At 61.0% G+C, this 22,572-nt stretch carries 24 protein-coding genes; 16 read left to right on the top strand and 8 right to left on the bottom strand.

All coding sequences use genetic code 11. From position 1 onward, the window contains the following. Window position 1 precedes the first annotated feature (1 nt). Genes AC1DZ5_RS06300 through AC1DZ5_RS06280 form a run of 5 tightly spaced genes read left to right on the top strand, consistent with a single transcriptional unit; the run spans window position 2 to window position 5,453 of the window. A complete protein-coding gene (locus tag AC1DZ5_RS06300) occupies window positions 2–1,606 on the top strand; it encodes a methyl-accepting chemotaxis protein (RefSeq protein WP_477887198.1) in 1,605 nt (534 codons plus the stop codon). Beyond that, window positions 1,606–2,676: an ABC transporter substrate-binding protein gene (locus AC1DZ5_RS06295; RefSeq protein ID WP_477887196.1), complete on the top strand. Its 1,071-nt coding sequence runs from the start codon at window positions 1,606–1,608 to the stop codon at window positions 2,674–2,676. The genes AC1DZ5_RS06300 and AC1DZ5_RS06295 overlap by 1 nt, the downstream gene beginning before the upstream one ends. Beyond that, window positions 2,673–3,620, top strand: a complete 948-nt coding sequence (gene speB, locus AC1DZ5_RS06290) for an agmatinase (RefSeq protein WP_477887194.1) — start codon at window positions 2,673–2,675, stop codon at window positions 3,618–3,620. The genes AC1DZ5_RS06295 and speB overlap by 4 nt, the downstream gene beginning before the upstream one ends. Window positions 3,621–3,646: 26 nt before the next feature. Next, window positions 3,647–3,940: a cupin domain-containing protein gene (locus AC1DZ5_RS06285; RefSeq protein WP_477887192.1), complete on the top strand. Its 294-nt coding sequence runs from the start codon at window positions 3,647–3,649 to the stop codon at window positions 3,938–3,940. A gap of 34 nt (window positions 3,941–3,974) precedes the next feature. Then, a complete protein-coding gene (locus tag AC1DZ5_RS06280) occupies window positions 3,975–5,453 on the top strand; it encodes an NAD-dependent succinate-semialdehyde dehydrogenase (protein WP_477887190.1) in 1,479 nt (492 codons plus the stop codon). 191 nt (window positions 5,454–5,644) lie between these two features. Here the strand turns inward: AC1DZ5_RS06280 and AC1DZ5_RS06275 are convergent, their stop codons facing one another. After that, a complete protein-coding gene (locus tag AC1DZ5_RS06275) occupies window positions 5,645–5,971 on the bottom strand; it encodes a nuclear transport factor 2 family protein (protein WP_477887188.1) in 327 nt (108 codons plus the stop codon). A 273-nt stretch (window positions 5,972–6,244) separates the two neighbouring features. Next, complete coding sequence (locus AC1DZ5_RS06270) at window positions 6,245–7,153, bottom strand: proline dehydrogenase family protein (RefSeq protein WP_477887186.1); 909 nt, start codon at window positions 7,151–7,153, stop codon at window positions 6,245–6,247. A 510-nt stretch (window positions 7,154–7,663) separates the two neighbouring features. Here AC1DZ5_RS06270 and AC1DZ5_RS06265 point away from each other — a divergent pair. Genes AC1DZ5_RS06265 through AC1DZ5_RS06250 form a run of 4 tightly spaced genes read left to right on the top strand, consistent with a single transcriptional unit; the run spans window position 7,664 to window position 12,547 of the window. Next, entirely contained in the window at window positions 7,664–8,188 is a 525-nt protein-coding gene (locus AC1DZ5_RS06265; RefSeq protein ID WP_477887184.1) for a MarR family winged helix-turn-helix transcriptional regulator, read from the top strand. Next, window positions 8,178–9,644: an efflux transporter outer membrane subunit gene (locus AC1DZ5_RS06260; RefSeq protein WP_477887182.1), complete on the top strand. Its 1,467-nt coding sequence runs from the start codon at window positions 8,178–8,180 to the stop codon at window positions 9,642–9,644. Before AC1DZ5_RS06265 ends, AC1DZ5_RS06260 begins: the two co-directional genes overlap by 11 nt. A gap of 38 nt (window positions 9,645–9,682) precedes the next feature. Next, the gene (locus AC1DZ5_RS06255; RefSeq protein ID WP_477887180.1) at window positions 9,683–10,969 is read left to right on the top strand and encodes an EmrA/EmrK family multidrug efflux transporter periplasmic adaptor subunit; all 1,287 of its coding nucleotides are present in this window, start codon (window positions 9,683–9,685) and stop codon (window positions 10,967–10,969) included. Between the two features lie 12 nt (window positions 10,970–10,981). Next, a complete protein-coding gene (locus tag AC1DZ5_RS06250; RefSeq protein WP_477887178.1) occupies window positions 10,982–12,547 on the top strand; it encodes a DHA2 family efflux MFS transporter permease subunit in 1,566 nt (521 codons plus the stop codon). Between the two features lie 68 nt (window positions 12,548–12,615). Here AC1DZ5_RS06250 and AC1DZ5_RS06245 read toward each other — a convergent pair whose 3' ends face one another. From AC1DZ5_RS06245 to AC1DZ5_RS06235, 3 genes are read right to left on the bottom strand one after another with little or no spacing between them, the layout of a single operon-like run. Then, window positions 12,616–13,107 carry a hypothetical protein gene (locus AC1DZ5_RS06245; RefSeq protein WP_477887176.1) on the bottom strand — a complete coding sequence of 164 codons (492 nt, stop codon included), beginning with the start codon at window positions 13,105–13,107 and terminating at the stop codon, window positions 12,616–12,618. 53 nt (window positions 13,108–13,160) lie between these two features. Further along, window positions 13,161–13,799: a CoA transferase subunit B gene (locus AC1DZ5_RS06240; protein WP_310338355.1), complete on the bottom strand. Its 639-nt coding sequence runs from the start codon at window positions 13,797–13,799 to the stop codon at window positions 13,161–13,163. Window positions 13,800–13,801: 2 nt separating this feature from the next. Next, window positions 13,802–14,509 (bottom strand): CoA transferase subunit A, encoded by a 708-nt coding sequence (locus AC1DZ5_RS06235; protein ID WP_477887174.1) that lies wholly within the window; start codon window positions 14,507–14,509, stop codon window positions 13,802–13,804. Window positions 14,510–14,596: 87 nt separating this feature from the next. Here AC1DZ5_RS06235 and AC1DZ5_RS06230 point away from each other — a divergent pair, with 87 nt between their 5' ends. Then, the gene (locus tag AC1DZ5_RS06230; protein ID WP_477887172.1) at window positions 14,597–15,151 is read left to right on the top strand and encodes a helix-turn-helix transcriptional regulator; all 555 of its coding nucleotides are present in this window, start codon (window positions 14,597–14,599) and stop codon (window positions 15,149–15,151) included. A 9-nt stretch (window positions 15,152–15,160) separates the two neighbouring features. Here AC1DZ5_RS06230 and AC1DZ5_RS06225 read toward each other — a convergent pair whose 3' ends face one another. Continuing rightward, complete coding sequence (locus AC1DZ5_RS06225; protein ID WP_477887170.1) at window positions 15,161–16,201, bottom strand: histone deacetylase family protein; 1,041 nt, start codon at window positions 16,199–16,201, stop codon at window positions 15,161–15,163. 14 nt (window positions 16,202–16,215) lie between these two features. Next, a complete protein-coding gene (locus tag AC1DZ5_RS06220) occupies window positions 16,216–17,265 on the bottom strand; it encodes an ornithine cyclodeaminase (RefSeq protein ID WP_477887168.1) in 1,050 nt (349 codons plus the stop codon). A gap of 157 nt (window positions 17,266–17,422) precedes the next feature. Here AC1DZ5_RS06220 and AC1DZ5_RS06215 point away from each other — a divergent pair, with 157 nt between their 5' ends. The 4 genes from AC1DZ5_RS06215 to AC1DZ5_RS06200 all read left to right on the top strand — a co-directional run bounded on the left by AC1DZ5_RS06215 (window position 17,423) and on the right by AC1DZ5_RS06200 (window position 19,467). Next, entirely contained in the window at window positions 17,423–17,845 is a 423-nt protein-coding gene (locus tag AC1DZ5_RS06215; protein ID WP_310338344.1) for an Lrp/AsnC family transcriptional regulator, read from the top strand. Continuing rightward, entirely contained in the window at window positions 17,842–18,255 is a 414-nt protein-coding gene (locus AC1DZ5_RS06210) for an SDR family oxidoreductase (protein WP_477887729.1), read from the top strand. Before AC1DZ5_RS06215 ends, AC1DZ5_RS06210 begins: the two co-directional genes overlap by 4 nt. 27 nt (window positions 18,256–18,282) lie before the next feature. Continuing rightward, entirely contained in the window at window positions 18,283–18,486 is a 204-nt protein-coding gene (locus AC1DZ5_RS06205; protein WP_477887165.1) for a hypothetical protein, read from the top strand. Between the two features lie 222 nt (window positions 18,487–18,708). Further along, complete coding sequence (locus tag AC1DZ5_RS06200; RefSeq protein ID WP_477887163.1) at window positions 18,709–19,467, top strand: response regulator; 759 nt, start codon at window positions 18,709–18,711, stop codon at window positions 19,465–19,467. An 11-nt stretch (window positions 19,468–19,478) separates the two neighbouring features. Here the strand turns inward: AC1DZ5_RS06200 and AC1DZ5_RS06195 are convergent, their stop codons facing one another. Continuing rightward, window positions 19,479–20,285 (bottom strand): IclR family transcriptional regulator domain-containing protein, encoded by an 807-nt coding sequence (locus AC1DZ5_RS06195; protein WP_477887161.1) that lies wholly within the window; start codon window positions 20,283–20,285, stop codon window positions 19,479–19,481. Window positions 20,286–20,464: 179 nt separating this feature from the next. Between AC1DZ5_RS06195 and AC1DZ5_RS06190 the strand changes: the two genes are divergently transcribed. Both AC1DZ5_RS06190 and AC1DZ5_RS06185 read left to right on the top strand, forming a co-directional pair. Then, window positions 20,465–21,352, top strand: a complete 888-nt coding sequence (locus tag AC1DZ5_RS06190) for a shikimate dehydrogenase family protein (RefSeq protein WP_477887159.1) — start codon at window positions 20,465–20,467, stop codon at window positions 21,350–21,352. Between the two features lie 16 nt (window positions 21,353–21,368). Continuing rightward, window positions 21,369–22,568 carry an ABC transporter substrate-binding protein gene (locus AC1DZ5_RS06185; protein ID WP_477887157.1) on the top strand — a complete coding sequence of 400 codons (1,200 nt, stop codon included), beginning with the start codon at window positions 21,369–21,371 and terminating at the stop codon, window positions 22,566–22,568. The last annotated feature ends 4 nt before the right edge of the window (window positions 22,569–22,572 follow it).

Below are 22,572 nucleotides of genomic sequence, written 5' to 3'. Positions count from 1 at the left end.
CATGAAATTGGGTACACGCCTCGCCCTGGCATTCGGCCTGTTGCTGGTGCTGCTGATGGTCATGGCTGCCATGGCTGCCCAGCAACTCGCCGTGATCCACAACGCGCTTGATTACTACACCGCCACGACCACGCCTTCCCTCGAAGCAGTGAAATCGTGGCAGGAAAAAGTTGCCGCCATCCGCATGTTGCAGGCCCAGCACCTGATGACGGTGTCGGCTGACGAAATGGGAACACTCGAAGGCAGTATCGATCAAGCCTATACGCAACTTAACCAAGCGCTGGCCGACCACGAAAAGTTGTTGGTCAATGACGAAGACCGTGAACTGTGGAAGGCCGTGACCGAGAGCACCGTGCTGGCCATGGCCAACTGGGACAAGCTCAAAGCCATCGCGCGCCAATCCCTCACGGAGCCGGACAAGGTCGAGGAAGCGCGGCGACTGTTCACCGGCAAAACCGAGCGCCTGTTCAAGGCCACCATGGGCGCCATCGACAAGGAGTGGGGATTCAAATCCGGTGTCGCGGCCCAACTCACCGCCCAAGGCAATGCCACCTACAGACTGTCGTTGTCCTTGTTGGCCGCAGCCTGCGCCGTGGCGCTGGCTGTCGGCATAGTCGCTGCGGTGGTCGTGATGCGCTCCATTGCCCGCCAAATGGGGGGAGAGCCTGCTGACGTGGCACGCATCGCGCTGTCGATTGCCCAAGGAGATTTGACCCTGCAAGTGCAGACCCGTGCCGGCGACGACAGCAGCGTCATGGCGGCCATGGCCACCATGCGGGAGCGGCTGGCCGCGTTGGTCGGGGAAGTACGCCAGAGTAGTGACAGTATTGCCACCGGCTCCGCAGAAATCGCCACCGGCAATTCAGACCTGAGCCACCGTACCGAAGAACAGGCCAGTGACCTGCAGCAGACAGTCACGGCCATGGAACAGCTCACCCACACCGTCAAACACAACGCAGACACGGCTGAACAGGCCAACCGCCTTGCGACCAATGCGTCTACGTCCGCCGTGGCCGGCGGACAGGCCGTAGCACAGGTGGTGGCAACCATGCAGGGCATCGCGGCATCCTCCAAAACCATCAGCGACATCACCGGCGTGATTGACGGAATTGCCTTCCAGACCAATATCCTGGCGCTCAACGCTGCCGTGGAAGCGGCCCGTGCGGGCGAACAAGGGCGGGGCTTTGCGGTCGTCGCCAGCGAGGTGCGCTCCCTGGCGCACCGCTCCGCAGAGGCCGCCAAGGAAATCAAGAAACTGATCGGTGACAACGTGGGCAAAGTAGAAGCCGGGACTCGCCAGGTCGATGAAGCCGGCCGTTCGATTCAGGCCATCGTCACTGAGGTGCAGCATGTGGGTGAGCTGATCCACGACATCCACAACGCTACGGCGCAGCAGTACCAGGGCATAAGCCAAGTCAGCGATGCGGTCGGCCGCATCGACCAGGTCACCCTGCAAAACGCCGCCTTAGTCGAACAAAGCAGTGCCGCAGCGGAGAGCTTGCGCGTGCAGGCCGCCCGACTGGCCGAAATAGTGGGACTGTTTCGTCTGGACCGTGGCGGAGCCCTCTTATCCACACCCCCCAGCCCCACATTATTGAGCGCCTGATGCCAGCCAAACTCCTAGCCCTCACGGTCCTACTATGCAGCCCTGCCTGGGGACAGGGACTGACCGTCGCCAACTTTGGTGGCGCCAATGGCAAAGCGCAGAGCGCAGCGTTCCTCAAACCCTTCGCACGAGAGCAAAAAACGGAAGTCACCGGCGTGGAGTACACCGGCGGTCTCGATGCCATCCGCAGCATGGTTCAGGACAAGAAGGTCACCTGGGACGTGGTGGAAGTGGAATCCACCGATCTCAAAACCGGTTGTGAATCTGGCCTTTTTGAACGTTTTGACCGCAGCACCCTACCGCACGCAAGCCTGTTGCTGCCGGGCGCAGTGCAAGATTGCGGGGTCGGCGCATTTGTCTGGTCAACCATCATGGCTTTTGATGGCAGTCGTTTTAAAGAATCACCCCGCAAATGGGCCGACTTTTGGGATGTGCAGCGCTTCCCGGGGAAACGCGGCCTGCGCAAGGGCGCGCGTTACAACCTTGAAATTGCACTGATGGCCGACGGCGTGAGCCGGCGTGACGTGTATTCCATGCTGGCGACGGACCAGGGCGTGACCCGGGCCCTGAACAAACTGGAACAGCTGAGCCCACACATCGTTTGGTGGGAGTCCGGTGCACAACCACCACAGCGGCTCGCCAGCGGCGAAGTCAGTATGAGCACAGCTTTCAATGGCCGCATTGCGGCGGCGGTCAAAGACGGCGCTACTCAGTTGGGCATCGTCTGGGCAGACGCCATTTATGAGCTGGACTACTGGGCCATTGTCAAAGGAACGCCCAAGCTCAAATTGGCGCAGACCTTTGTCAGTTACGCTACTTCAGAAGAGCCCCAGTTGGCTTTTTCCCGCGAGATCCCATACGGCCCAACGCACATGGGCGCCATCATGCGCGACGACAGCAGCCGCAGCAGGAATGCGACCGCGATTCCATACGCAGTCGATCTTTCAATGGCGGGCAGCGACATCCCGTCTGCACCCAGCAATTTGCGCCGCTCACTGCCTTTTGATGCGAACTTCTGGATTCAGAACGGCAATGCCATTGAGAAACGGTTTTCCCAGCGCATGAAATGACCCAGAAAAACCAACCCCTCTCCGGCAACGCCATGCCACGCTTCGGCGGCATCGCCAGCATGATGCGCTTGCCGGTGACGACGTCAGCCCATGGGCTAAATGCGGCTTTCATTGGTGTGCCTCTGGACATCGGCACTTCCCACCGACCAGGCGCACGCTTTGGCCCGCGCGAGATCCGGGCAGAGTCCTGCCTGCTGCGCCCTTACAACATGGCCACCGGTGCTGCCCCTTTCGACACCCTGCAAGTGGCGGACCTTGGCGATGTGCCCATCAACACCTATTCATTGGCCAAGTCGCTACCCATCATTACGGCCTTCTATGAAGAGGTCTTGGCCAACGGCTGCATCCCCTTGACCCTGGGCGGCGACCACACCATCGCACTGCCCATCCTGCGCGCCATGGCAGCCAAGCACGGCCCGGTGGCCCTGGTCCATGTGGACGCCCATGCGGACGTCAATGACGACATGTTTGGCGAGCCCATTGCACACGGCACTCCGTTTCGCCGGGCGGTGGAGGAAAACCTGCTGACCTGCGACAAGGTCTACCAGATTGGTCTGCGCGGTACCGGTTACGCGTCCGACGACTTTGACTGGCCACGCCAACAGGGCTTCACTGTCGTTCCGGCCCACGAAGTCTGGTACCAGTCGCTCGCACCCTTGATGGCCCAGGTACGTACACGCATCGGCAACACCCCCTGCTACCTCAGCTTTGACATTGACGGTATCGACCCCGCATACGCCGGCGGTACCGGCACGCCGGAGATTGGTGGTCTGAGCGTACCGCAGGCACTGGAAATCATCCGCGGTTGTCGGGGACTTAACATCGTGGGTGCGGACTTGGTAGAGGTCTCCCCGCCCTATGACACCTCCGGCAACACCGCACTGCTGGGGGCCAACCTGCTGTTTGAAATGCTGTGCGTGTTGCCCGGCGTTCACTACCGCTAACACTTGTCTATTCAAGGCATTACCTTATGACGCATCTCCCTCGCCCCTACGCTGTTCCCACTGTGCAAATATCCAACGATCGCGTCATCGTGACCGAATGGAGATTTGCGCCAGGTGCCGAAACAGGCTGGCATGTACACGAACACGACTACGTGGTGGTACCGCAAACCTACGGTGTATTGCAACTGGAAACATTGGAAGGAACAAAGACGGTTCCGCTTGTCGCGGGCCAATCCTATGCCCGTAGCGTCGGCGTGCAACATAACGTAATCAACCCTACAGACCACGAGGTGGTCTTCATTGAAATAGAAGTGCGCTAATTCACCAACTCCCTTCAGTCAACACAAACGTCTTATGCAAAACTTGACCCCTCCCCTATCCCTGCTCAAAGACCCCAGCCTGCTCAAAACCGATGCGCTTATCAATGGCCAATGGGTCGCTGGTGTATCCCGGTTTGCCGTGACTGACCCGTCCAACGGCCAGCATCTGGCCGATGTAGCCAACCTGGGTGCCAAAGACGCAGAAGCCGCCATTGCCGCCGCCAACGCAGCCCTGCCCGCCTGGAAGGGCAAGACCGCCAAAGAGCGCAGCATCATCCTGCGCAAGTGGTTCGATTTGTTGATGGCCAACCAAGACGACCTGGCCCGCATCATGACGGCCGAGCAGGGCAAGCCCTTTGCCGAGGCCAAGGGCGAGATTGCCTATGGCGCCAGCTTTGTGGAGTGGTTTGCCGAAGAGGCCAAACGTGTCAACGGCGAAACCCTGCCCCAGTTCGACAACAACCGCCGCCTGATGGTGATCAAGCAGCCCATTGGCGTATGCGCCGCCATCACGCCCTGGAACTTCCCGCTGGCCATGATCACGCGCAAGGTGGCGCCCGCGTTGGCGGCTGGCTGCACGGTGCTCATCAAACCCGCAGAACTCACGCCCTTGACCGCGCTAGCTGCCGCAGAGCTGGCGATTCGCGCCGGCATTCCGGCCGGTGTACTCAACATGGTGACCGCCGACAGCGAGCAATCGATTGCCGTGGGCAAGGTCATTTGCGCCAGCGACGTGGTGCGCCACCTGAGTTTTACCGGCTCCACCGAAGTGGGCCGCATTCTCATGGCGCAAAGTGCGCCCACGGTTAAAAAGCTGTCGCTGGAACTGGGCGGCAATGCGCCCTTCATCGTGTTCGACGACGCCGATGTGGACTCGGCCGTGGAAGGCGCCCTGGCCAGCAAGTACCGCAATGCGGGCCAGACCTGCGTCTGTGCCAACCGTTTCTATGTGCAGGCCGGTGTGTACGAGCAGTTTGTCGCCAAGTTCAGCACCAAGGTCAAGGCCATGAAGGTGGGCAACGGCTTTGAGGATGGCGTGCTGCAAGGCCCGCTGATTGAAGACGCAGCCGTGGAAAAGGTGAAGCGCCACGTGGCCGACGCCGTGGCCAAGGGCGGCAAGGTGGAAACCGGTGGCCACGCGCTGCAAGGCCAGTTTTTCGAACCCACCGTGGTGTCTGGTGCCACTGCCGACATGCTCTGCGCCCGCGAAGAGACCTTTGGCCCCTTCGCCCCGGTGTTCAAGTTCACCACCGAGCAGGAAGCCATTGACGCGGCCAACGCCACCGAGTTCGGCCTGGCCAGCTACTTCTACAGCCGCGACATCGGCCGCATCTACCGCGTGGGCGAGGCGCTGGAGTACGGCATGGTGGGCGTGAATGTGGGCATTCTGGCCACCGAGCACGTGCCGTTTGGCGGCGTCAAGCAATCCGGCCTGGGCCGTGAGGGCTCGCATTTTGGCATGGATGACTATGTGGAAGTGAAGTACCTCTGCCTGGGCGATATTTTGAAATAAGCAGCGTACGCGCGAAAAAAAAGCACCGGCGTTGCCGGTGCTTTTTTTGGAGCTATGGCGGTCTATTTGAGTTCTACCTCAACGAAGCGAAACTCGTGAATGCACGTGGTGCCCGGTTTCAACACCTGGGGAAAAACGCCACTCCGTGACGACCACACCGTCGTTTTCGACGTGAAGAATGGAGGTCGCTTTCATTGGGCACCCGCACTTTCGAGATGGAACGTCTTCGAGGTGATGCGCCAGGCTCCGTCGATGAGCAGCCAGCAAAGGTGATCGACGAACACGCGGTCATGAATGCGGACCCGTACCTTGACCATGGCCTGGTGATCAGAGACCAGGTCGAGCAGCAAGATCTCATCGTCACGGGGTGCATTGACCGTGCTCGGCGCCGTGCGTGACAACAAAATCTCTTTGTAGATAGGTGCCGACCACGCAGTCAGCGCACCATCCAGGATGCCGTGCAGATGTGCGGTGGGATGAAACACCTTGTCAAAGCGGCTGACATCACAGGTGTACATGAGGTCAAAATATCACTTTACGGCTGATAGCACACCGGCAATCATGGTGCTGACCTCTTCACTGGTATTGGCATTGTCAACTTGAGTTCTCATGGCTTGCGACTCCAAATCGGGGTGAAATGATGAATGCGTACGCCCACAATGTGCGCCTGTGTCACGACAACCGCCATATACAGATAGGCTTCATCGGAAGGAACACAGTGCAGTGGATCGGACCGGTACACATGGCGCCTGATGGCTTCAGACTTGTGGCCATAGGCAGGCCACCAAATGTCAAAAACTAATCAAGGCTTTTGCCACATGTCCGGCAATTCGAGGGTTCTCCTTCATCCGCCGAGTGCTATAGCCGTACCAATCCTTTCCGTAGGGCACATAAATGCGCACTTTGAAGCCCATTTCCAACAGCCTGTCACGCAAGGATTCGCAGACACCTAGCAGCATCTGAAACTCGAATTGCTTTGGGTCAATGCGGCTACTGCGTGCCAGTGCGATTACCTCCTCAACAAATGCGGCATCGTGCGTAGCTACACCCACGAACGTTCCCGTGTCAAAGCAACGCGTGATGTGAGCCAAGAAATGCGGATTGATGGCGCCTCTGTCGCGCCAGGCCTCGTCCACAAGGTGTGATCGGTCCTCTAGATAAATGCCTTTGCATAGGCGCAGGCTGTTTCCGTGGCACAGCAGTGGCCCGATGTCTTGGTAGGTGCGCCGCAAGTAGGCTTGCAGAGCCAAACTGACATTGCTGTAACGCGCTTTGATCTGCGAGAACAGGTCGATTTCCATCTGGGTGCAACGGATATCTTCCATGTCGATACAAACGGCAGTTTTATGCTGCGCAGCAGATTCCACGATGTGCGCCAGCCTCTGTCCACATTCCTGCCGGTCCAGCAGCAAACCCAGGGCGGTTGGCTTCACAGAGATGGTGGCGTCCAACCCATGATCGTGAATTGCTTCTAACACCTGCTTGTATTCGTGGACGGTGTTTTCGGCTTGCTGCGTGGTGGTGGCAGTCTCGCCAAGCACATCGACGGTGACGCTAAAGCCTTGTGCATTGAGCTGACGGATGCGCATCACCGCCTGGGCAAGATCGTCACCGGCGATGTAGCGCCGTGAGATTTGTTGGACGAGCGAGTGCGGGATCCAGGGAATTGCGTGCGCCACCAGGGTATTTAATAACTGCATGTTGGTATCCAAGACAAATAACGGGATGCCTCGACCCACCCGATCGATGGATCGGAGGAATGTGAAAGAGGCAAAGGTGCCTGCGGGAGCGCAGTCCAGCAGGCGTAAGGCAGCACGCTGGGGCCACGCGCACTTCAGCGAAATGCGGTAACGACAGCCATGTGCGTTCAGCTATTTGTCAATGGAGGCCAGGCGGCGCGATGCATTCTTTTTTCTCCGGCTGCTGATCTTATGAGCTTGCTCGGCCATGGCGAGACTCTCATTGCATCAGTGTAAAGACAACACTCAATGTATCTCAACTCGTGAGTCAGACGGAGCATCGGACGCTCCAAACCGCCTTAATCCAAATTGGATTTCATACTTTAAATCGGAATGGCTGGCTCTTTTTGGCTCGGATTCAGTGGCGTTTTAGGCCGGAATGCGTAGCAATTGCTCCCTTTTTTTGCCCATTCCATTGCCCGATCAAAAACAGCCTTGACAATTATTGCCTAAGCAATTAATATTCAGGCCATGCAAGACTCCGACACCACTCCCAGCTTCTACTGCGCCGCGGGCTACAAACCTGAGGGCAGCGTGGGCTATCTGATGCGGCTCATCATCGCCCACGTCGGGCAAGAGGTGGAACGCCAGCTGGCGCACACCGATCTGACCAATGCACAGTGGATTCCCCTCTACAAGCTATACACCAAGCGCGCCTCCACCGTGGCCGAACTGGCGCGCGAATGCCAGCTGGATGCCGGTGCCACGACCCGTATGCTGGACCGGCTGGAAGCCAAAGGCCTTTGCCAGCGCAAGCGGTCTGAAGAAGATCGGCGCGTGGTGCACATCGAACTGACCGAAGCCGGCAACAGCGCCGCGGCTGAAATTCCGCGGGTGTTGAGTGGGGTTCAAAACGCCCACCTGGCCGGTTTTTCCGCAGAAGAATTTGAACTCCTCAAGAGCCTGTTGCAGCGCATCTTGAACAACTCCAAAACCATCGCAGCCACCGCGATGGTTTCCAACACAAACACCACAGGAGGCCCCGATGCGGCTTGATTCCCCTACTTCCATCCGCTGGGCCCGCCACACACTGACCGTGGTGGCCCTGGCATCGCTCACTGCTTGCGCCAACTTCTCCGGCATTTTTTCGCAAGCCAAACCCATCGCGCCCCAGGCTGTGGGCCTCTCGCAAGAGGCAATTCCCGCTGCCAGCCCCGCGCTGGACGCCCAATGGTGGAAAACCTTTGGCGATAGCCAGCTCAACACCTTGGTCGACCAAGCCCTGGCCAACAGCCCCTCGCTGCGCGTGGCGCAAGCCCGGTTGCAACGGGTGCAGGCCGTCATTGAGAGCGCCGATTCGGCCACCCTGCCGCAGGTCAACGCCAGCCTGGACGCCACCCAGCAGAAGTACACCAAGAACGGCATGATCCCCGCGCCCCTGGCCGGCTCCATCCGTGACAGTGGCACGCTGCAGGCCAGCGCCTCGTGGGAGTTGGACCTGTTTGGCAAAAACCGCGCGGCGCTGGACGCCGCGATTGGCCAAAGCCGTGCCGCCCAGGCCGATGCCCAAGCCGCCCGCATGGTGTTGGCCAGCAATGTGGCGCGCAACTATTTCCAGTGGGTGCGCATTCAGGGCCAATTGGACGTAGCCCAGCGCACCCTGGCCCAGCGCCAACAAGCCCAACAGCTGGTGCAAGACCGTGTGAAAGCCGGACTTGACACCGCGCTGGAGCAGCAACAAAGCGACAGTGCCCTGCCCGACGCGCGCTACCAGATCGAAGCGCTCAAGGAACAGGAAGCCCTGCTGGTGAACGCCCTCACCGCCCTGACTTCACAGCCAAATGGTGCTCTAGCCCTTGTAAAACCTGCGCCAGCAGCTATCAATACGGTAGCAAATTCCCAGGTGGAAGTGACGTCCATTCCCCTGGACCTGCTAGGTCGACGCGCCGATGTGTCTGCCGCACGCTGGCGTGTGGAGGCAGCCACGCAAGACGTGAGCAATGCCAAGGCCCAGTTCTACCCCAACATCAACCTGACCGCGTTTGCCGGCTTCTCCAGCATCGGTCTGGACCGGCTGCTGGACACCGGCAGTGACCAATGGGGTGTGGGCCCGGCCATCCGACTGCCCATCTTTGAAGGCGGCCGCCTGCGCGCCAACCTCAAGGGCAAGACGGCCGACCTGGACGCCGCCATCGAGACCTACAACGGCCTGGTGATCGACGCCGTGCGTGACGTGGCCGACCAACTGGCCAGCACCCAGGCCCTGCGCCGCCAGCAAACCGAGCAGCGCGCCGCGCAAAGCTCGGCCGAATCGGCCTATGCCATTGCCGTGCAGCGCTACGAAGCCGGCCTGGGCAACTACCTCAACGTGCTCAACGCCGAAACCGCGGTACTTACCCAGCGCAAGCTGGGTGTAGACCTGGCCGCCCGCGCACTGGACACCCAAGTGCAGCTGATCCGCGCACTGGGCGGTGGTTACACCGAACCCGACACCTCGGCCGCCGCCAAGTAATTGAACCGAACCCCATTCCCTCACCAGGCAGACCCATCATGAACGCACCTACCACCGCCGCATCCAACGCCATCGCCGCTGACGCACCCAACACCAAGCGCAAGAAAGCCCTCACCGTCGTATCCATCGTGGTCCTGCTGGGCCTGGCCTATGGCGGCTTTGAGTACTACGGCTCGCGCCACTCCGAGGAAACCGACAACGCCTATGTGCAAGGCAATGTGGTGCAGATCACGCCGCAAATTGGCGGCACGGTCACCGCCATCCTGGCCGATGACACCGACTACGTGAAAGCTGGCCAACCCCTGGTGCAGCTGGACCCCGCCGACGCCAAAGTGGCGCTGGACCAAGCTGAGGCCAATCTGGCCCAGGCTGTGCGCCAGGTGCGTACGCTGTACGCCAACAATGGCAGCCTGTCCGCCCAAGTGACCCTGCGTGAATCGGACATTGCCAAGGCACAAACCGAAATCGCCCGCGCTACCGACGACCTGAACCGCCGCCAAGCCTTGTCGGGCAACGGCGCCGTGTCCAAGGAAGAACTGAACCACGCCAAGTCACAGCTCGCCGCCGCACAAAACACGATGGCGGCAGCCCAGGCCGGTGTGGCCGCCGCCCGCGAACAACTCAGCAGCAACCAGACCCTGACCGAAGGCACCAATGTGGAAAGCCACCCCAGCGTGATGGCCGCCGCCGCCAAAGTGCGCGAGGCCTACCTAGCCCTGCACCGCGCCGCCCTGCCCGCCCCCGTGGATGGCTACGTGGCCAAGCGCACCGTGCAACTGGGCCAGCGCGTGGCTGCCGGTGCACCGCTGATGTCCATCATCCCGCTGAACCAGCTGTGGGTAGATGCCAACTTCAAGGAAGTGCAACTGCGCAACATCCGCATCGGCCAACCGGTCAAGCTCACGGCCGACCTCTACGGCAAGAAGATGGAATACAAGGGCACCGTGGCTGGCCTGGGTGCGGGCACGGGCGCGGCCTTCTCGCTACTGCCCGCGCAAAACGCCACGGGTAACTGGATCAAGGTGGTGCAGCGTGTGCCTGTGCGCGTGGCACTGGACGCAGAACAACTTGCCCAGAACCCCCTGCGTGTGGGCCTGTCCATGGAAGCCACTGTGGATGTGACTGACCAGAGCGGCAAGTCCTTGGCCGATGCGCCCCGCACTGCCAGCAGTGTGCAGACCGAGGTGTACTCCGCCCTGGACGGCCAGGCCGGCAACGAGGTCAAGCGCGTGATTGCGGCCAACCTGGGCCATAGCGCCCCGCGTGCGGCCAGCCATGCCATAGCCCACGCCGCTGCACCCGCCACCCTCGTTCAGGCCAACTAAGCAGGGGCTTGCATGAGCTCCCCCGCTGCTTACACCCCGCCGGCGCCGCTGCAAGGCTCCGCCCGGCTGTGGGGCACCATTGCCCTGTCCGCTGCCACGTTCATGAACGTGTTGGATTCCTCCATTGCCAACGTCTCGCTGCCCGCCATCGCGGGTGACCTGGGCGTCAGCCCTAACCAGGGCACCTGGGTCATCACCAGCTTTGGCGTGGCCAACGCCATTGCGCTGCCACTCACCGGCTGGCTATCGCAGCGTTTTGGTCAGGTGCGCCTGTTCACCATGAGCGTGCTGCTGTTTGTGCTGACCTCCTGGCTGTGCGGCCTGGCGCCCAATATGGAAAGTCTGATTGCCATGCGCGCTGCGCAGGGCTTTGTGGCCGGGCCCATGATGCCGCTGGCCCAGTCCCTCCTGTTGTCCAGTTATCCGACGGCCTTGGCAGGCATGGCGATGGCGCTCTGGGCCATGACCACGCTGGTTGCACCCGTGATGGGGCCGCTGCTGGGTGGGTGGATCACCGACAACGCGCACTGGGGGTGGATCTTCTTCATCAACATCCCCGTGGGCCTGTTGGCGGCGTTCATCACCTGGAGCATCTTCCGCAAACGCGAAACACCCACCCGCAAACTGCCGATCGACACGGTGGGCCTGGCGCTGCTGGTCGTGGCCGTCACGGCCATTCAGATGATGCTGGACCGCGGCAAAGAACTGGACTGGTTCCACTCCACCGAAATCGTCACGCTGACGGTGGTGTCGGTGATTGCCTTTGCCTACTTCATCGTCTGGGAGCTCACCGATGACCACCCCGTAGTGGATCTGAAGCTCTTCAAGGTTCGCAACTTCTGGACCGGCACGGTGTCCATGTCCGTGGCCTACAGCCTGTTCATGGGCAACCTGGTCTTGCTGCCCCTGTGGCTGCAGCAGTTCATGGGTTATACCTCCACCCAGGCCGGCATGCTGATGGCGCCGGTGGGCCTGTTCGCCATCATCCTGTCGCCACTGGTCGGGAAAAACATCGCCAAGTTCGATCCCCGCAAGCTCACCACGTTTGCCTTTGTCGTGTTTGCCCTGGTGCTTTTCATGCGGTCGCATTTCAATACCTCCGCAGACTTTGGCACGCTGATGATTCCAACGGTGATCCAGGGCGTGGCGCTGGCGTTTTTCTTCATCCCGCTGACCACCATCACGCTGGGGGGGGTGCCGGGTGACAAGATCGCCTCCGCCTCCGGCTTGTCCAGCTTTGCGCGGGTCTTGGGTGGGTCGTTCGGCACGTCCATTGCCGTCACCATCTGGCAAAACCGCACCACTATGCACCATGCCCAGCTGACGGAAATGATCAACCGCGGCAGCAGCGCCTCGACCAGTGCCTTGGCGGGACTGAATGCCTCAGGCATGAGCACCGACCAGGCGCTGAGCCAGATCAACCGCATGATTGACCAGCAAGCCGCCACACTGGCGGCCAACGATGTGTTCTACGCCTCGGCTGTGATCTTCATGGTGCTGATTCCACTGGTGTGGCTGGCACGTCCCAAGCGCATGGGTGCTGCGGCCGCCAAAGAGGCGGCAGCCGGAGCCCACTGACTGGGCAGCCACATTGCAGGCATAAAAAACGGGGCTTCAAGCCCCGTTTTTTTGTTAGTGCGTTGCGTTTAGCGACCCAGCTCGGGGCCCTGCGGCGCGGCGGTGGCACGGCTGTTGCGCGCACCGTTGTTCACCGACCAGGGAATCACGGGCGACTGCTCCAGCGGCTTGGCCTTGGTGAACAAGGCCTGCCAGAAGAAACCGCCCTGGAAGGCAATGACCTCAAAGAGGATGTAACTCTGCGAGCTGCTGGACAACCACAGGTTGTACGTGGGGTAGAACACGATGGGCGACACCAACAGTGGCAGAACAATGCGCCCCACCTGCACCGACTCCAGGCCCTTGCCCATGTTGAACAGGTCCCAGTAGTAGTTGGAAAACATGCCCATCACCATCCAGCAGGCCAGGTGCCACACAAACACGATGCCATGGTTGCGCACCAGCAGGGTGATCCAGGGCTGCGAGCCCTCATCGGCATTCACGATCAGGATCATGAAGGCCCCCGTGGTGAGAAACACCACGGCGTAAATGAACATCAGAAATTTAAGCGCTCTGGACATGTTTTCCCCGGGTTTGAATTGGCGATCGCATCTTACCCGGTGTCAGCACCCTCTCAGAGCAGGGGAACCCCAGTTTTCGCTTGTAGTTCCTCGCGGCTCACGCCCGGGGCCAGCTCCACCACCTTCAGGCCCTCGGGGGTCACGTCCATCACCGCCAGGTCGGTGATGATGCGGTCCACTACGCCCACACCAGTCAGCGGCAGCGTGCACTGGGGCAGGATTTTCAGGTCTTCGGTCCCGTCTTTCTTCTTGGCCACGTGCTCCATGAGCACGATCACGCGCTTCACACCGGCCACCAGGTCCATGGCACCGCCCATGCCCTTGACCATCTTGCCGGGGATCATCCAGTTGGCCAGGTCGCCCTTGGCACTGACCTGCATGGCCCCCAGAATGCTCAGGTTGATCTTGCCGCCGCGGATCATGGCAAAGCTCTCGTGGCTGCCAAAAATGCTGCTGCCCTTGATGGTGGTCACCGTCTGCTTGCCCGCGTTGATCAGGTCGGCGTCAACTTCGTCTTCTGTGGGGAACGGGCCGATGCCCAGCATGCCGTTCTCGCTTTGCAGCCAGACTTCCTTGTCCGCGGGCACATGGTTGGCCACCAGCGTGGGAATGCCTATCCCTAGGTTCACATAAAAGCCGTCTTCCAGCTCGTGGGCCGCGCGGGCCGCCATTTGGTCTTGGTTCCAGGCCATGGTCAGACTCCTTCTTTCGGGGTGATGGTGCGCTTCTCGATGCGCTTTTCGGGGGATGCGTTGAGCACGATGCGGTGCACATAAATGCCGGGCAGGTGCACCTGGTCAGGTGCAATGGCGCCGGTTTCCACAATCTCCTCCACCTCCACCACCGTGATCTTGCCGGCCATGGCGGCTGCGGGGTTGAAGTTGCGTGCCGTAAAGCGGAACTGCAGGTTGCCGGACTTGTCGGCCCGGTGCGCCTTCACCAGCGCCACATCGGGCACCAGGGCGCGCTCCATGACATAAGTTTCGCCGTCAAACTCGCGCAGCTCTTTGCCCTCGGCCACGATGGTGCCCACACCGGTCTTGGTGAAGAAGGCCGGAATGCCCGCACCTCCGGCACGCAGCTTCTCGGCCAGCGTGCCCTGCGGAGTGAACTCCAGTTGCAGCTCGCCCGCCAGGTACTGGCGCTCGAATTCCTTGTTCTCGCCAACGTAGCTGGAAATCATCTTCTTGATCTGTCGCGTCTCCAGCAACTTGCCCAGACCAAAGCCGTCCACACCGGCGTTGTTGGAAATGGCAGTGAGGTTTTGCACGCCGCTGTCCTTGAGCGCGTCAATCAGCGCCTCGGGAATACCGCACAGGCCGAAGCCGCCTACGGCCAGCAACTGGCCGTCCTTGACGATGCCTTCAAGTGCCTTGGCGGCACTGGGATAGATTTTGTTCACTGCGCGTATCTCCTAAGTGGATGAAAACAACATGGCCGCTACGATACTACTTATGCCACTACGTAGTTCTTCGTAAAGCCCAACCCTATGGACATCGACTACCGCCTCGCCTTCGATAGGGCCCCCGTGGGCCTGGCGCTCTCGCGCAACCGCACTATGGTGGACTGCAACCAGCGCCTGTGTGACATGTTTGGCGCCAGCCGCACCCAGATGGTGGGCCAGTCCTTCCAGGTGCTCTACCCCAGCGCCGATGAGTACGAACGCGCCGGTGCCCGCATCAGCCCCATCCTCAACCGCAGCGGCAGCTACGCCGACGACCGCATCATGAGGCGATTGGATGGCCGTTTCAAGGGTGAGACGTTCTGGTGCCACGTGACCGGAAGTGCGTTGAACCGCGAAGCCCCGCACGAAGCCGGTATCTGGAGCTTCGAAGATTTGAGCGCACGGCGCCCCGTGAAGGCCGAGCTGACCCCTCGCGAGCGAGAGGTAGCGGCCCACCTGATGCAGGGGCTGACCTCCAAACACATTGGCAAGACGCTGGCCATCAGCCACCGCACGGTGGAGATATACCGCGCCCGGCTCATGCGCAAATACAAGGCGTCCACCACGGCGGACCTGGTACACAAGCTCATGGCTGGCTAAGACGGTCCCTCAACCCTGCTCAAACCCTTCCAGCACATTCACGGCATTGCTGCCCAGCGCCGCTGCGGCATAGCCACCTTCGAGCACGAACACGCTGGGAATCTTCAGCCTTGCCAAGCGTTGGCCCAGGCGCAGGAAGTCTTCAGGCTGTAGCGCAAAGGTCGAAATGGGGTCGTCGGCATAGGTATCCAGCCCGAGGGAGACGACCAGCGCCTGCGCCCCGAAGCGGGTGATGCGCTCACAGGCCAGGTCCAGTGCGTCAAACCAGGCCGCCGCCGGGGTGCCGGCCGGTAGGGGCAGGTTCAGGTTGAAACCCTCCCCCGGCCCCTCACCGGTTTCATCTGCATGGCCCAGGTAGAAGGGGTATTCCGTCTGCGGGTCGCCATGGAGGCTGACCACCAGCACATCGCTGCGGCGGTAAAAAATGCTTTGCGTGCCATTGCCATGGTGGTAGTCCACATCCAGTACCGCCACACGCTCACAGCCCTGTTGGCGAAAGGCCTGTGCCGCCACCGCCGCGTTGTTCAGGAAACAGTAGCCGCCCATAAAGTCCGGCCCCGCGTGGTGGCCCGGCGGGCGGGTGGCACAGAACGCGCTGCGCACCTGCCCCTGGGCCAGCAAGTCCACCGCGCTGGCGGCTGCATCGGCTCCCTCTTTGGCCGCCGCCCAAGTACCGGCGTCCAGAGGCGTGCCGTTGTCCATGGAGTACAGGCCCAGCTTGGCCGTGAAATTGGCGGGCTCCACATCGCTGCGCAGACTGCGCACCGGCCACACCGAAGGAAAAGGCTGCACAGTGGCCTGGCCGCCCGAGAGCGCCTCCCACTCAGCCCAGGCCGCTGCCAGAAAGGCCAGATAGCGCGGGGCATGCACCTGCGCCAGCAGCGGTGTGCTGTCCACCTCCGGCGTACGGATGGCATGGCCGCGTGCCAGCAATTCCGCGTGAACAAACTGCGCTCGGGCTGGTGATTCGAAACAGGGCACACGCTGGCCCCGGTAGAACTCCCAGACGGGGGCGTGCAACGCGTGCTGGGTGGAAAAAAAGGTAATCACGTGCGCACTGCGTCTCAGGCCACGCGGCGCATGGCGGTACGTGCGGCTCCAGGGCGTGTATGGCGGAACAGGTCCTTGGGGTCATCTGACTCCGGTACCAGTTCGACATCGCAGCCTATGTCCCACTGCAACGCCAGTTGGTGCACCAGGCGCAGAGTCGAGTAGTCCTCCAGCGCAAAGCCCACCGAGTCGAAGATGGTGATCTGCGCCGCGTCCTGCCGGCCCACTGCGGTCCCCGCCAGCACGCGCCAGAGGTCCACCACCGGAAAATCGGCAGGCAACTGCTGGATATCACCTTCGACACGCGTCTGCGGTTCGTACTCCACAAACACCCTCCCGGCGCGCAACACATCGGCATGCAGCTCAGTTTTTCCGGGGCAATCACCTCCAACACCGTTGATGTGCATGCCCGGCTCCAGCATCTCGGGCGTGATGATGGTCGCATAGGCCTTGTCAGCGGTCACGGTGGTCACGATGTCGGCCCCAGCCACGGCCTGTGCCGTAGAAGTGCAAGGAATGATTTTCAGACCGGTGTGCTCCGCCAGATTGCGCTGCAGCTTGGCCGATGCACGCGGGTCCAGGTCGTAGATGGCGATCTCCCGAATGCCCAGCCCGTAGTGAAAGGCCAGCGCCTGAAACTCACTCTGCGCGCCGTTGCCGATGAGTGCCATGCGCCGGGCGTCAGGCCGAGCCAGCGCGCGTGCCGCCATCAGCGAGGTGGCACAAGTGCGCAGCGCAGTCGCCAGCGTGAGTTCGGACAGCAGCACCGGGTAACCCGTCTCCACCTCGGCCAGGACGCCGAATGCCATCACGGTATAGAGGCCCCGCGCGGTATTGCCGGGATGGCCGTTGACATACTTGAAAGCATAGCGCTCGGCATCCGACACCGGCATGAGCTCAATCACACCGATCTCCGAATGGCTGGCGATGCGGGCAGACTTTTCAAACTCGGGCCAGCGCACAAAGTCGGCCTGGATGCTGGCCGCGAGCTGGACGATGAAGTTCTGCAACCCCAAGGTCTGGATCAGCTTGGACATAGCGGGAACATCGATGAAACGGGTCATTGGAATCCTTTTTGGTTCTGCCTACACAAGGCGGTGCAGGCGACTGAAAAGGATTGTGTAGACGGACCGCGCCAAACAAAATACCGCATATTGGCAATAAATGCTCTGCCTCAAACCATAATGCAACACCATTATTGGCAATATGGAAGACCACCCCATGGACGACACTGACCGCGAACTGATTGGCCTGCTGCGGGACAACGCCCGCATGTCGGTGGTGGCGCTGGCGGCCAAATTGCGCATTGCGCGTGCCACGGTGCAGAACCGACTGGCCAAGCTGGAGAAAGACGGCATCATCCTGGGCTACACCCTGCGCCTCAAGCCAACAGCGCAAGCCCCACGCATCCGTGCCTTGATGAGTATCGCGGTCGAGGGTAACCAGGGGCCGGACGTGCTGGGCCGCCTGCGCGGCCACCCCAATGTCTACTCTCTGCACAGCACCAACGGGCGCTGGGACATCGTTGCCGAACTTCATACCGACACCTTGGAGGCCTTCGACACGGTACTGCGTAACATCCGGCTGGTCAGCGGCATCTCTGCCACGGAAACCAGCATCCTGCTGTCAACCTACAAGGCCTGAGTACCGGGGCACTGTCGCGCGGGTTACGCAGACCTGCAATGGTCACGGGCGGCGGTGGCGCCATCGTCAACACCGCCTCGGTGGAGGGCCTGATCGGCGCCCCCAAGATGTCCGCTTACAGCGCCAGCAAGCACGCGGTTATCGGCCTCACCAAATCAGCTGCGGTGGAATATGGCCGCAAGGGCATCCGCGTGAATGCCGTATGTCCCGGTGTCATCCGTACCGTGATGTTTGAGCCTGCGATGCAGGCCGATCCCAAGCAAGCAGGAACCGTAGCTGGCGCCCATCCCATTGGCCGTATCGGCGAAGCGGATGAGGTCGCCACAGCAGTGCTCTGGCTCAGCTCGGATGCAGCCAGCTTTGTGACCGGCCACGCACACACGGTGGACGGTGGCCTGACGGCGGTGTAAAACAACGGGGTCTCCTTTTCCCACTCCATGCCACGTCTTACCCAAGCCTCGAATCTGCAGATCGCCACGCTATGGGCCGATGCCCTGCAGGCGGAACAGGAAGCAAGAGCTCGCGAGCTGCTGCACCACCTGCAACATGTCCCACAGCACCGATGGATGTGCCAATGCGGCGAACTGGTGGAAGGTGGGTTTGAGCAGTGCTGGAGCTGTACCGCTTGGATGCCGCGCTAACGCTCTACAACGCGCCCGGCTGCACCCCGCCATAACCCTCGCCCCCTGGCCACCGCTTGGCTGTTGGCTTTAAATACAAGCTATGTGGGGAAGCGCACATACCTACGGATACAAAAACCCCATCATTGTTACGCGGAATATCAAGGAGCACAGAACTTCAAGAACGTTGCCAGGGCGCCGCTAACCGCTTGGTAAAACGTCACTAGAAAAGTAGATATCACCATGCTCAGCCCTACCGAAATTCTCGATGCCAGGATCTTGATCATTGATCATCAATTGGCCAACGTTCAATTGCTTGAACTCCTGTTATCTGACGCGGGCTACACCCAAGTCACATCTGCGGTCAACTCTGAAGAGGCCCACGCGCTGCGCCGAAAAACGGATTACGACCTGATCCTGGCAGACCAGCAAATGCCCAACCTGAGCGGCTTGGCGGCAACCGCCCACATGCCGGTGATTGTGCTCACTGCCCTGCCCGGCCACCGATTTCGGGCGTTGCAAGCGGGGACCCGCGACATTGTCAACATGCCGTTCGACTTGGTGGAGATCAAACGGCGTGTCCATACCATGCTGGAAATCCATCTGCTGCACAAGAAGCTCGACGCATTTGACCAGTTGCTGGAAGCCGCCGTGGTGCAGCGCACTGCCGCATTGCGCGAAAGCGAGGCCCACTACAAAGCACTGGCCGAACTGGCGACCGACTGGTTCTGGGAGCAGGATGAGCACGGCAGCTTGACCAAGGTATCAGGGCCCGTAGACGACATTCTGGGCACGCCGACAACTGACGGAGCAGACGTAGAGCGCCGCATACTGCACGCCAAAATCGCCGCGCGCGAACCATTCCTGAACTACCCCTACAGCTGCCTGGCTCCAGACGGCAAGCGCAAGCAGTACTTGGTAAGTGGCGAACCCATCTTCGGCCAGTACTGCCGCTTTGTAGGTTACCGCGGAGTCGGGCAAGAAACCGCGCTGCACGCCTGAGGCGCTTTCGCTCAAATCAGATTGCGCATGGCCCGTGCGGTTTCCTGCAACACCGGCAGCACGCGCGCACCGGCGTCTTCGGTGGACTCATTCCCCATGGGCATGGTCACATTGAGGGCCCCCACCAGCACACTGTGCCGATCTATCAGGGGGACGGCTACGCCGCGGTGGTTCAGTTCTAACTGCTGCTCCGAGATGGCCCAGCCCTGCAAGCGAATGCGTGCCAATTCCACCCGCAGCCGGTCCTTACTGGCAATGGTGTGTGAGGTGTAGGCCGTAAGGGAATGGGTGGTCAGCCAGCGCTCCAGCCACTCGGGCTCGCGCATGGACAGCATCAGCATGCCCGCCGCAGTCACCTGCGCGGGCACGCGCGAACCCAGTACATAGCCCGTGTTCATGGTGCGGTTGGTGCCGTTGCGCGCGATGTAAACAATGTCGTCCCCGTCCATCACGCTTACATAGGCAATTTCCTGCGTGCCCGCCGTCACGCGCTGCAAAAACGGCTGCACGATGCGCGGCAACCGCGCCGACTCCAGGTACGACTGCCCCAGCCGCAGCACGCGCGGTGTCAACCAGAACAGCTTGCCGTCGGTAGCCACATAGCCCAGGTGCTGCAGCGTCAACAGGTAGCGGCGGGCGGCGGTGCGTGTCATGCCACAGCGCTCGCCAGCCTGGCTGGCGGTCATGCGCGGGTGGGCGTCGTCAAAGGCTTCAATGATGGACAGGCCCTTTTCCAGCCCTGCGATCCAGTCTTTCTTGTCCAAGCCGGGCGCTTGGGGTTCGCTCAGAGCGGGGGGCGTGGCGTCATCAATCTGCATGGGGGGATTTTTGGGTACCGGAAGGTGGTTCAGCACTAGGTAAAACCCGAATTTCGATCGATCATCGATCATAAATGATCGATTAACGAACATTTAGCAAAAATATCCCTTCTTTATTTAGTCATGGATAGATAAAGTCCGCTCCGAATTCGACAAATTGATCGACAAGCGAACATTTCATGCATTCTGCCCTCGCCCACCCATCCATCTCCGGGACCACCGACGTCTACCTGATCGTCGGTGACCCGGTGGTGCAGGTGCAGGCGCCCGCGTTGTTCAACGCCGTGTTCGCGCGCACCGGGATCAACGCCGTGTTGGTACCCGCCCATGTGGCGCCCCAGCACCTCGCCGCGTTGGTCAAAGGCGCCCTTGGCGCTGCCAACATCAAGGGCCTGTGGGCGGCTATTCCGCACAAGACTGCGTTGGTGCATCTGCTGGACGCGTGCAGCCCCATGGGCCGTGCTGCCGGTGCCGTGAACGCCGTGCGCCGAAACAGCGATGGCCGCCTGGAAGGTGCCTTGTTTGATGGCGAAGGCCTGGTGGGCGCCCTGAACCACTTTGGCATGGCATACCAGCAGCAGCGGGTGCTGATTCTGGGCGCGGGAGGTGGCGCTTCAGCCATCGCCGCCTCGCTGGCATGCGCCACACCGGGCGCTGCGGCCCATGTGGCTCTGTACGACCCGCTGCCGGGCAAGGCCGACGCCGTGGCCCGCCATATTGGCCGCCACAGCCAGGCCGAGGTAGTGGCAGCCCCCACCAACGACCCTGTCGGCTACGACCTGGTGATCAACGCCAGCCCGCTGGGACTTCAGGCGGACGACGCACAACCCTGCGATGTACAGCGCCTGGAACCCCATGCCTCGGTGATGGACATCGTGATGAAGAACCAGCCCACGCCCTGGGTACGCGCTGCGCGCGGCCGGGGCCTGAACGCCCAGCCCGGCTTTGAGATGCTGGTACAGCAGGCGCCGCTGTATCTGGATTTTTTTGGCTACACCGAAGCCGCAGACCTGGTGCGCCGGGACACCCAGTTTTTACGCGCGCAAATTGACCCCACCCTTTTTTAACCGAGGAGACCACGACATGCAAAAACGAAACACTCTCAAATTGATAGCTGCCTGCGCAATGCTGATGGGGGCTAGCGCCTCTTTTAGCCAAGAAGTCATCAAGATCGCCAACATTGTGGAGCTGTCCGGCGGTGGTGCCACTGCGGGCACCAACTTCAAGAATGGCGTGGAGCTGGCGGTGAAGGAAATCAACGCTGCCGGCGGCATTCTGGGCAAGAAGATCCAGACCACGACCTCCGACACCCAGTCCAACCCCGGTGTGGCCAAAGGCCTGACGCAAAAGGCTGTGGACGATGACGTGTTCGCCATCTTCGGCCCCGTGTTCTCGGGCTCCATCATGGTGTCCATGGCCGAGAGCCGCAAGGCCGAAATCCCCAATTTCACAGGTGGCGAGGCAGCCAGCATCACCATGCAGGGCAACCCGTACGTCTTCCGTACCAGCTTCACCCAGGCCACCGCCATGCCCAAGGTGGCGCGCTACATCAGCGACCAGGCCAAGCTCAAGACCCTGGCCATCGTGTTCGTGAACAACGACTTCGGCAAGGGTGGCCTGGACATGATCAAAAAGGCCTTGGACAAGTCCACCACCAAGGTGGTGGCTGAGATCTCCACCGACTCTGGCCAGGTAGACTTTTCCGCTGCGGTGCTTAAAGCCAAACAAAGCGGTGCCGATGGCGTGTTTGTCTACTCCAATGAAGAAGAGTCGGCCCGCCTGCTGCGCGAGCTGCGCAAGCAAGGATGGAACAAACCCATCATTGGTGAAACCACCCTGACCGGCCAAAAAGTCATTGACTTGGCCGGTGAGGCGGCCAACGGTGCCGTGGCCCACGTGGGTCTGACCGTGGATGCGCCACTGCCCGCCATTCGCGCGTTCCGCGCCAAGTTCGAGCGCGACTACAAATACGTCTCGGACCACAACGGCATGAAGGGCTACTCCGGCATCTATGCCCTCAAGGCTGCCATCGAAAAAGTAGGCAAGCTCGACCGCAAGGCCGTGGCCAATGCCCTGCACAGCCTGGTGGTCACCACGGACAAAGAGCCCGGCATCCTGATGAACGTGGCCTTTGACCAGAACGGCGACCTGGACCGCGAAAGTTTCCTGGTGGAAGTGAAGGACGGCCAGCAAGTGGTGGTAGCTACCCTGCCCCCGCTGAACCCCTTAGTGACTGCCAACAAGCCCATTGCCACGGGCAAGTCCGCACCGGCCAAGAAGTAAGGCC

Source organism: Rhodoferax sp. P1_F3, assembly GCF_056405715.1.
The sequence above is the reverse complement of the archived record's forward strand: the minus strand, read 5'-3'. Positions and strand labels throughout refer to the sequence as shown.

Coding starts and splice junctions, on each gene's coding strand:
- AC1DZ5_RS06185 (WP_477887157.1), top strand. CDS start 21,369: ATGCAAAAACGAAACACTCTCAAATTGATAGCTGCCTGCGCAATGCTG.
- AC1DZ5_RS06280 (WP_477887190.1), top strand. CDS start 3,975: ATGCAAAACTTGACCCCTCCCCTATCCCTGCTCAAAGACCCCAGCCTG.
- AC1DZ5_RS06295 (WP_477887196.1), top strand. CDS start 1,606: ATGCCAGCCAAACTCCTAGCCCTCACGGTCCTACTATGCAGCCCTGCC.
- AC1DZ5_RS06260 (WP_477887182.1), top strand. CDS start 8,178: ATGCGGCTTGATTCCCCTACTTCCATCCGCTGGGCCCGCCACACACTG.
- AC1DZ5_RS06220 (WP_477887168.1), bottom strand. CDS start 17,265: ATGACCCGTTTCATCGATGTTCCCGCTATGTCCAAGCTGATCCAGACC.
- AC1DZ5_RS06300 (WP_477887198.1), top strand. CDS start 2: ATGAAATTGGGTACACGCCTCGCCCTGGCATTCGGCCTGTTGCTGGTG.
- AC1DZ5_RS06285 (WP_477887192.1), top strand. CDS start 3,647: ATGACGCATCTCCCTCGCCCCTACGCTGTTCCCACTGTGCAAATATCC.
- AC1DZ5_RS06265 (WP_477887184.1), top strand. CDS start 7,664: ATGCAAGACTCCGACACCACTCCCAGCTTCTACTGCGCCGCGGGCTAC.
- AC1DZ5_RS06230 (WP_477887172.1), top strand. CDS start 14,597: ATGGACATCGACTACCGCCTCGCCTTCGATAGGGCCCCCGTGGGCCTG.
- AC1DZ5_RS06200 (WP_477887163.1), top strand. CDS start 18,709: ATGCTCAGCCCTACCGAAATTCTCGATGCCAGGATCTTGATCATTGAT.
- AC1DZ5_RS06190 (WP_477887159.1), top strand. CDS start 20,465: ATGCATTCTGCCCTCGCCCACCCATCCATCTCCGGGACCACCGACGTC.
- AC1DZ5_RS06270 (WP_477887186.1), bottom strand. CDS start 7,153: ATGCAGTTATTAAATACCCTGGTGGCGCACGCAATTCCCTGGATCCCG.
- AC1DZ5_RS06275 (WP_477887188.1), bottom strand. CDS start 5,971: ATGTACACCTGTGATGTCAGCCGCTTTGACAAGGTGTTTCATCCCACC.
- AC1DZ5_RS06195 (WP_477887161.1), bottom strand. CDS start 20,285: ATGCAGATTGATGACGCCACGCCCCCCGCTCTGAGCGAACCCCAAGCG.
- AC1DZ5_RS06215 (WP_310338344.1), top strand. CDS start 17,423: ATGGACGACACTGACCGCGAACTGATTGGCCTGCTGCGGGACAACGCC.
- AC1DZ5_RS06255 (WP_477887180.1), top strand. CDS start 9,683: ATGAACGCACCTACCACCGCCGCATCCAACGCCATCGCCGCTGACGCA.
- AC1DZ5_RS06240 (WP_310338355.1), bottom strand. CDS start 13,799: ATGGCCTGGAACCAAGACCAAATGGCGGCCCGCGCGGCCCACGAGCTG.
- AC1DZ5_RS06245 (WP_477887176.1), bottom strand. CDS start 13,107: ATGTCCAGAGCGCTTAAATTTCTGATGTTCATTTACGCCGTGGTGTTT.
- AC1DZ5_RS06250 (WP_477887178.1), top strand. CDS start 10,982: ATGAGCTCCCCCGCTGCTTACACCCCGCCGGCGCCGCTGCAAGGCTCC.
- AC1DZ5_RS06205 (WP_477887165.1), top strand. CDS start 18,283: ATGCCACGTCTTACCCAAGCCTCGAATCTGCAGATCGCCACGCTATGG.
- speB (WP_477887194.1), top strand. CDS start 2,673: ATGACCCAGAAAAACCAACCCCTCTCCGGCAACGCCATGCCACGCTTC.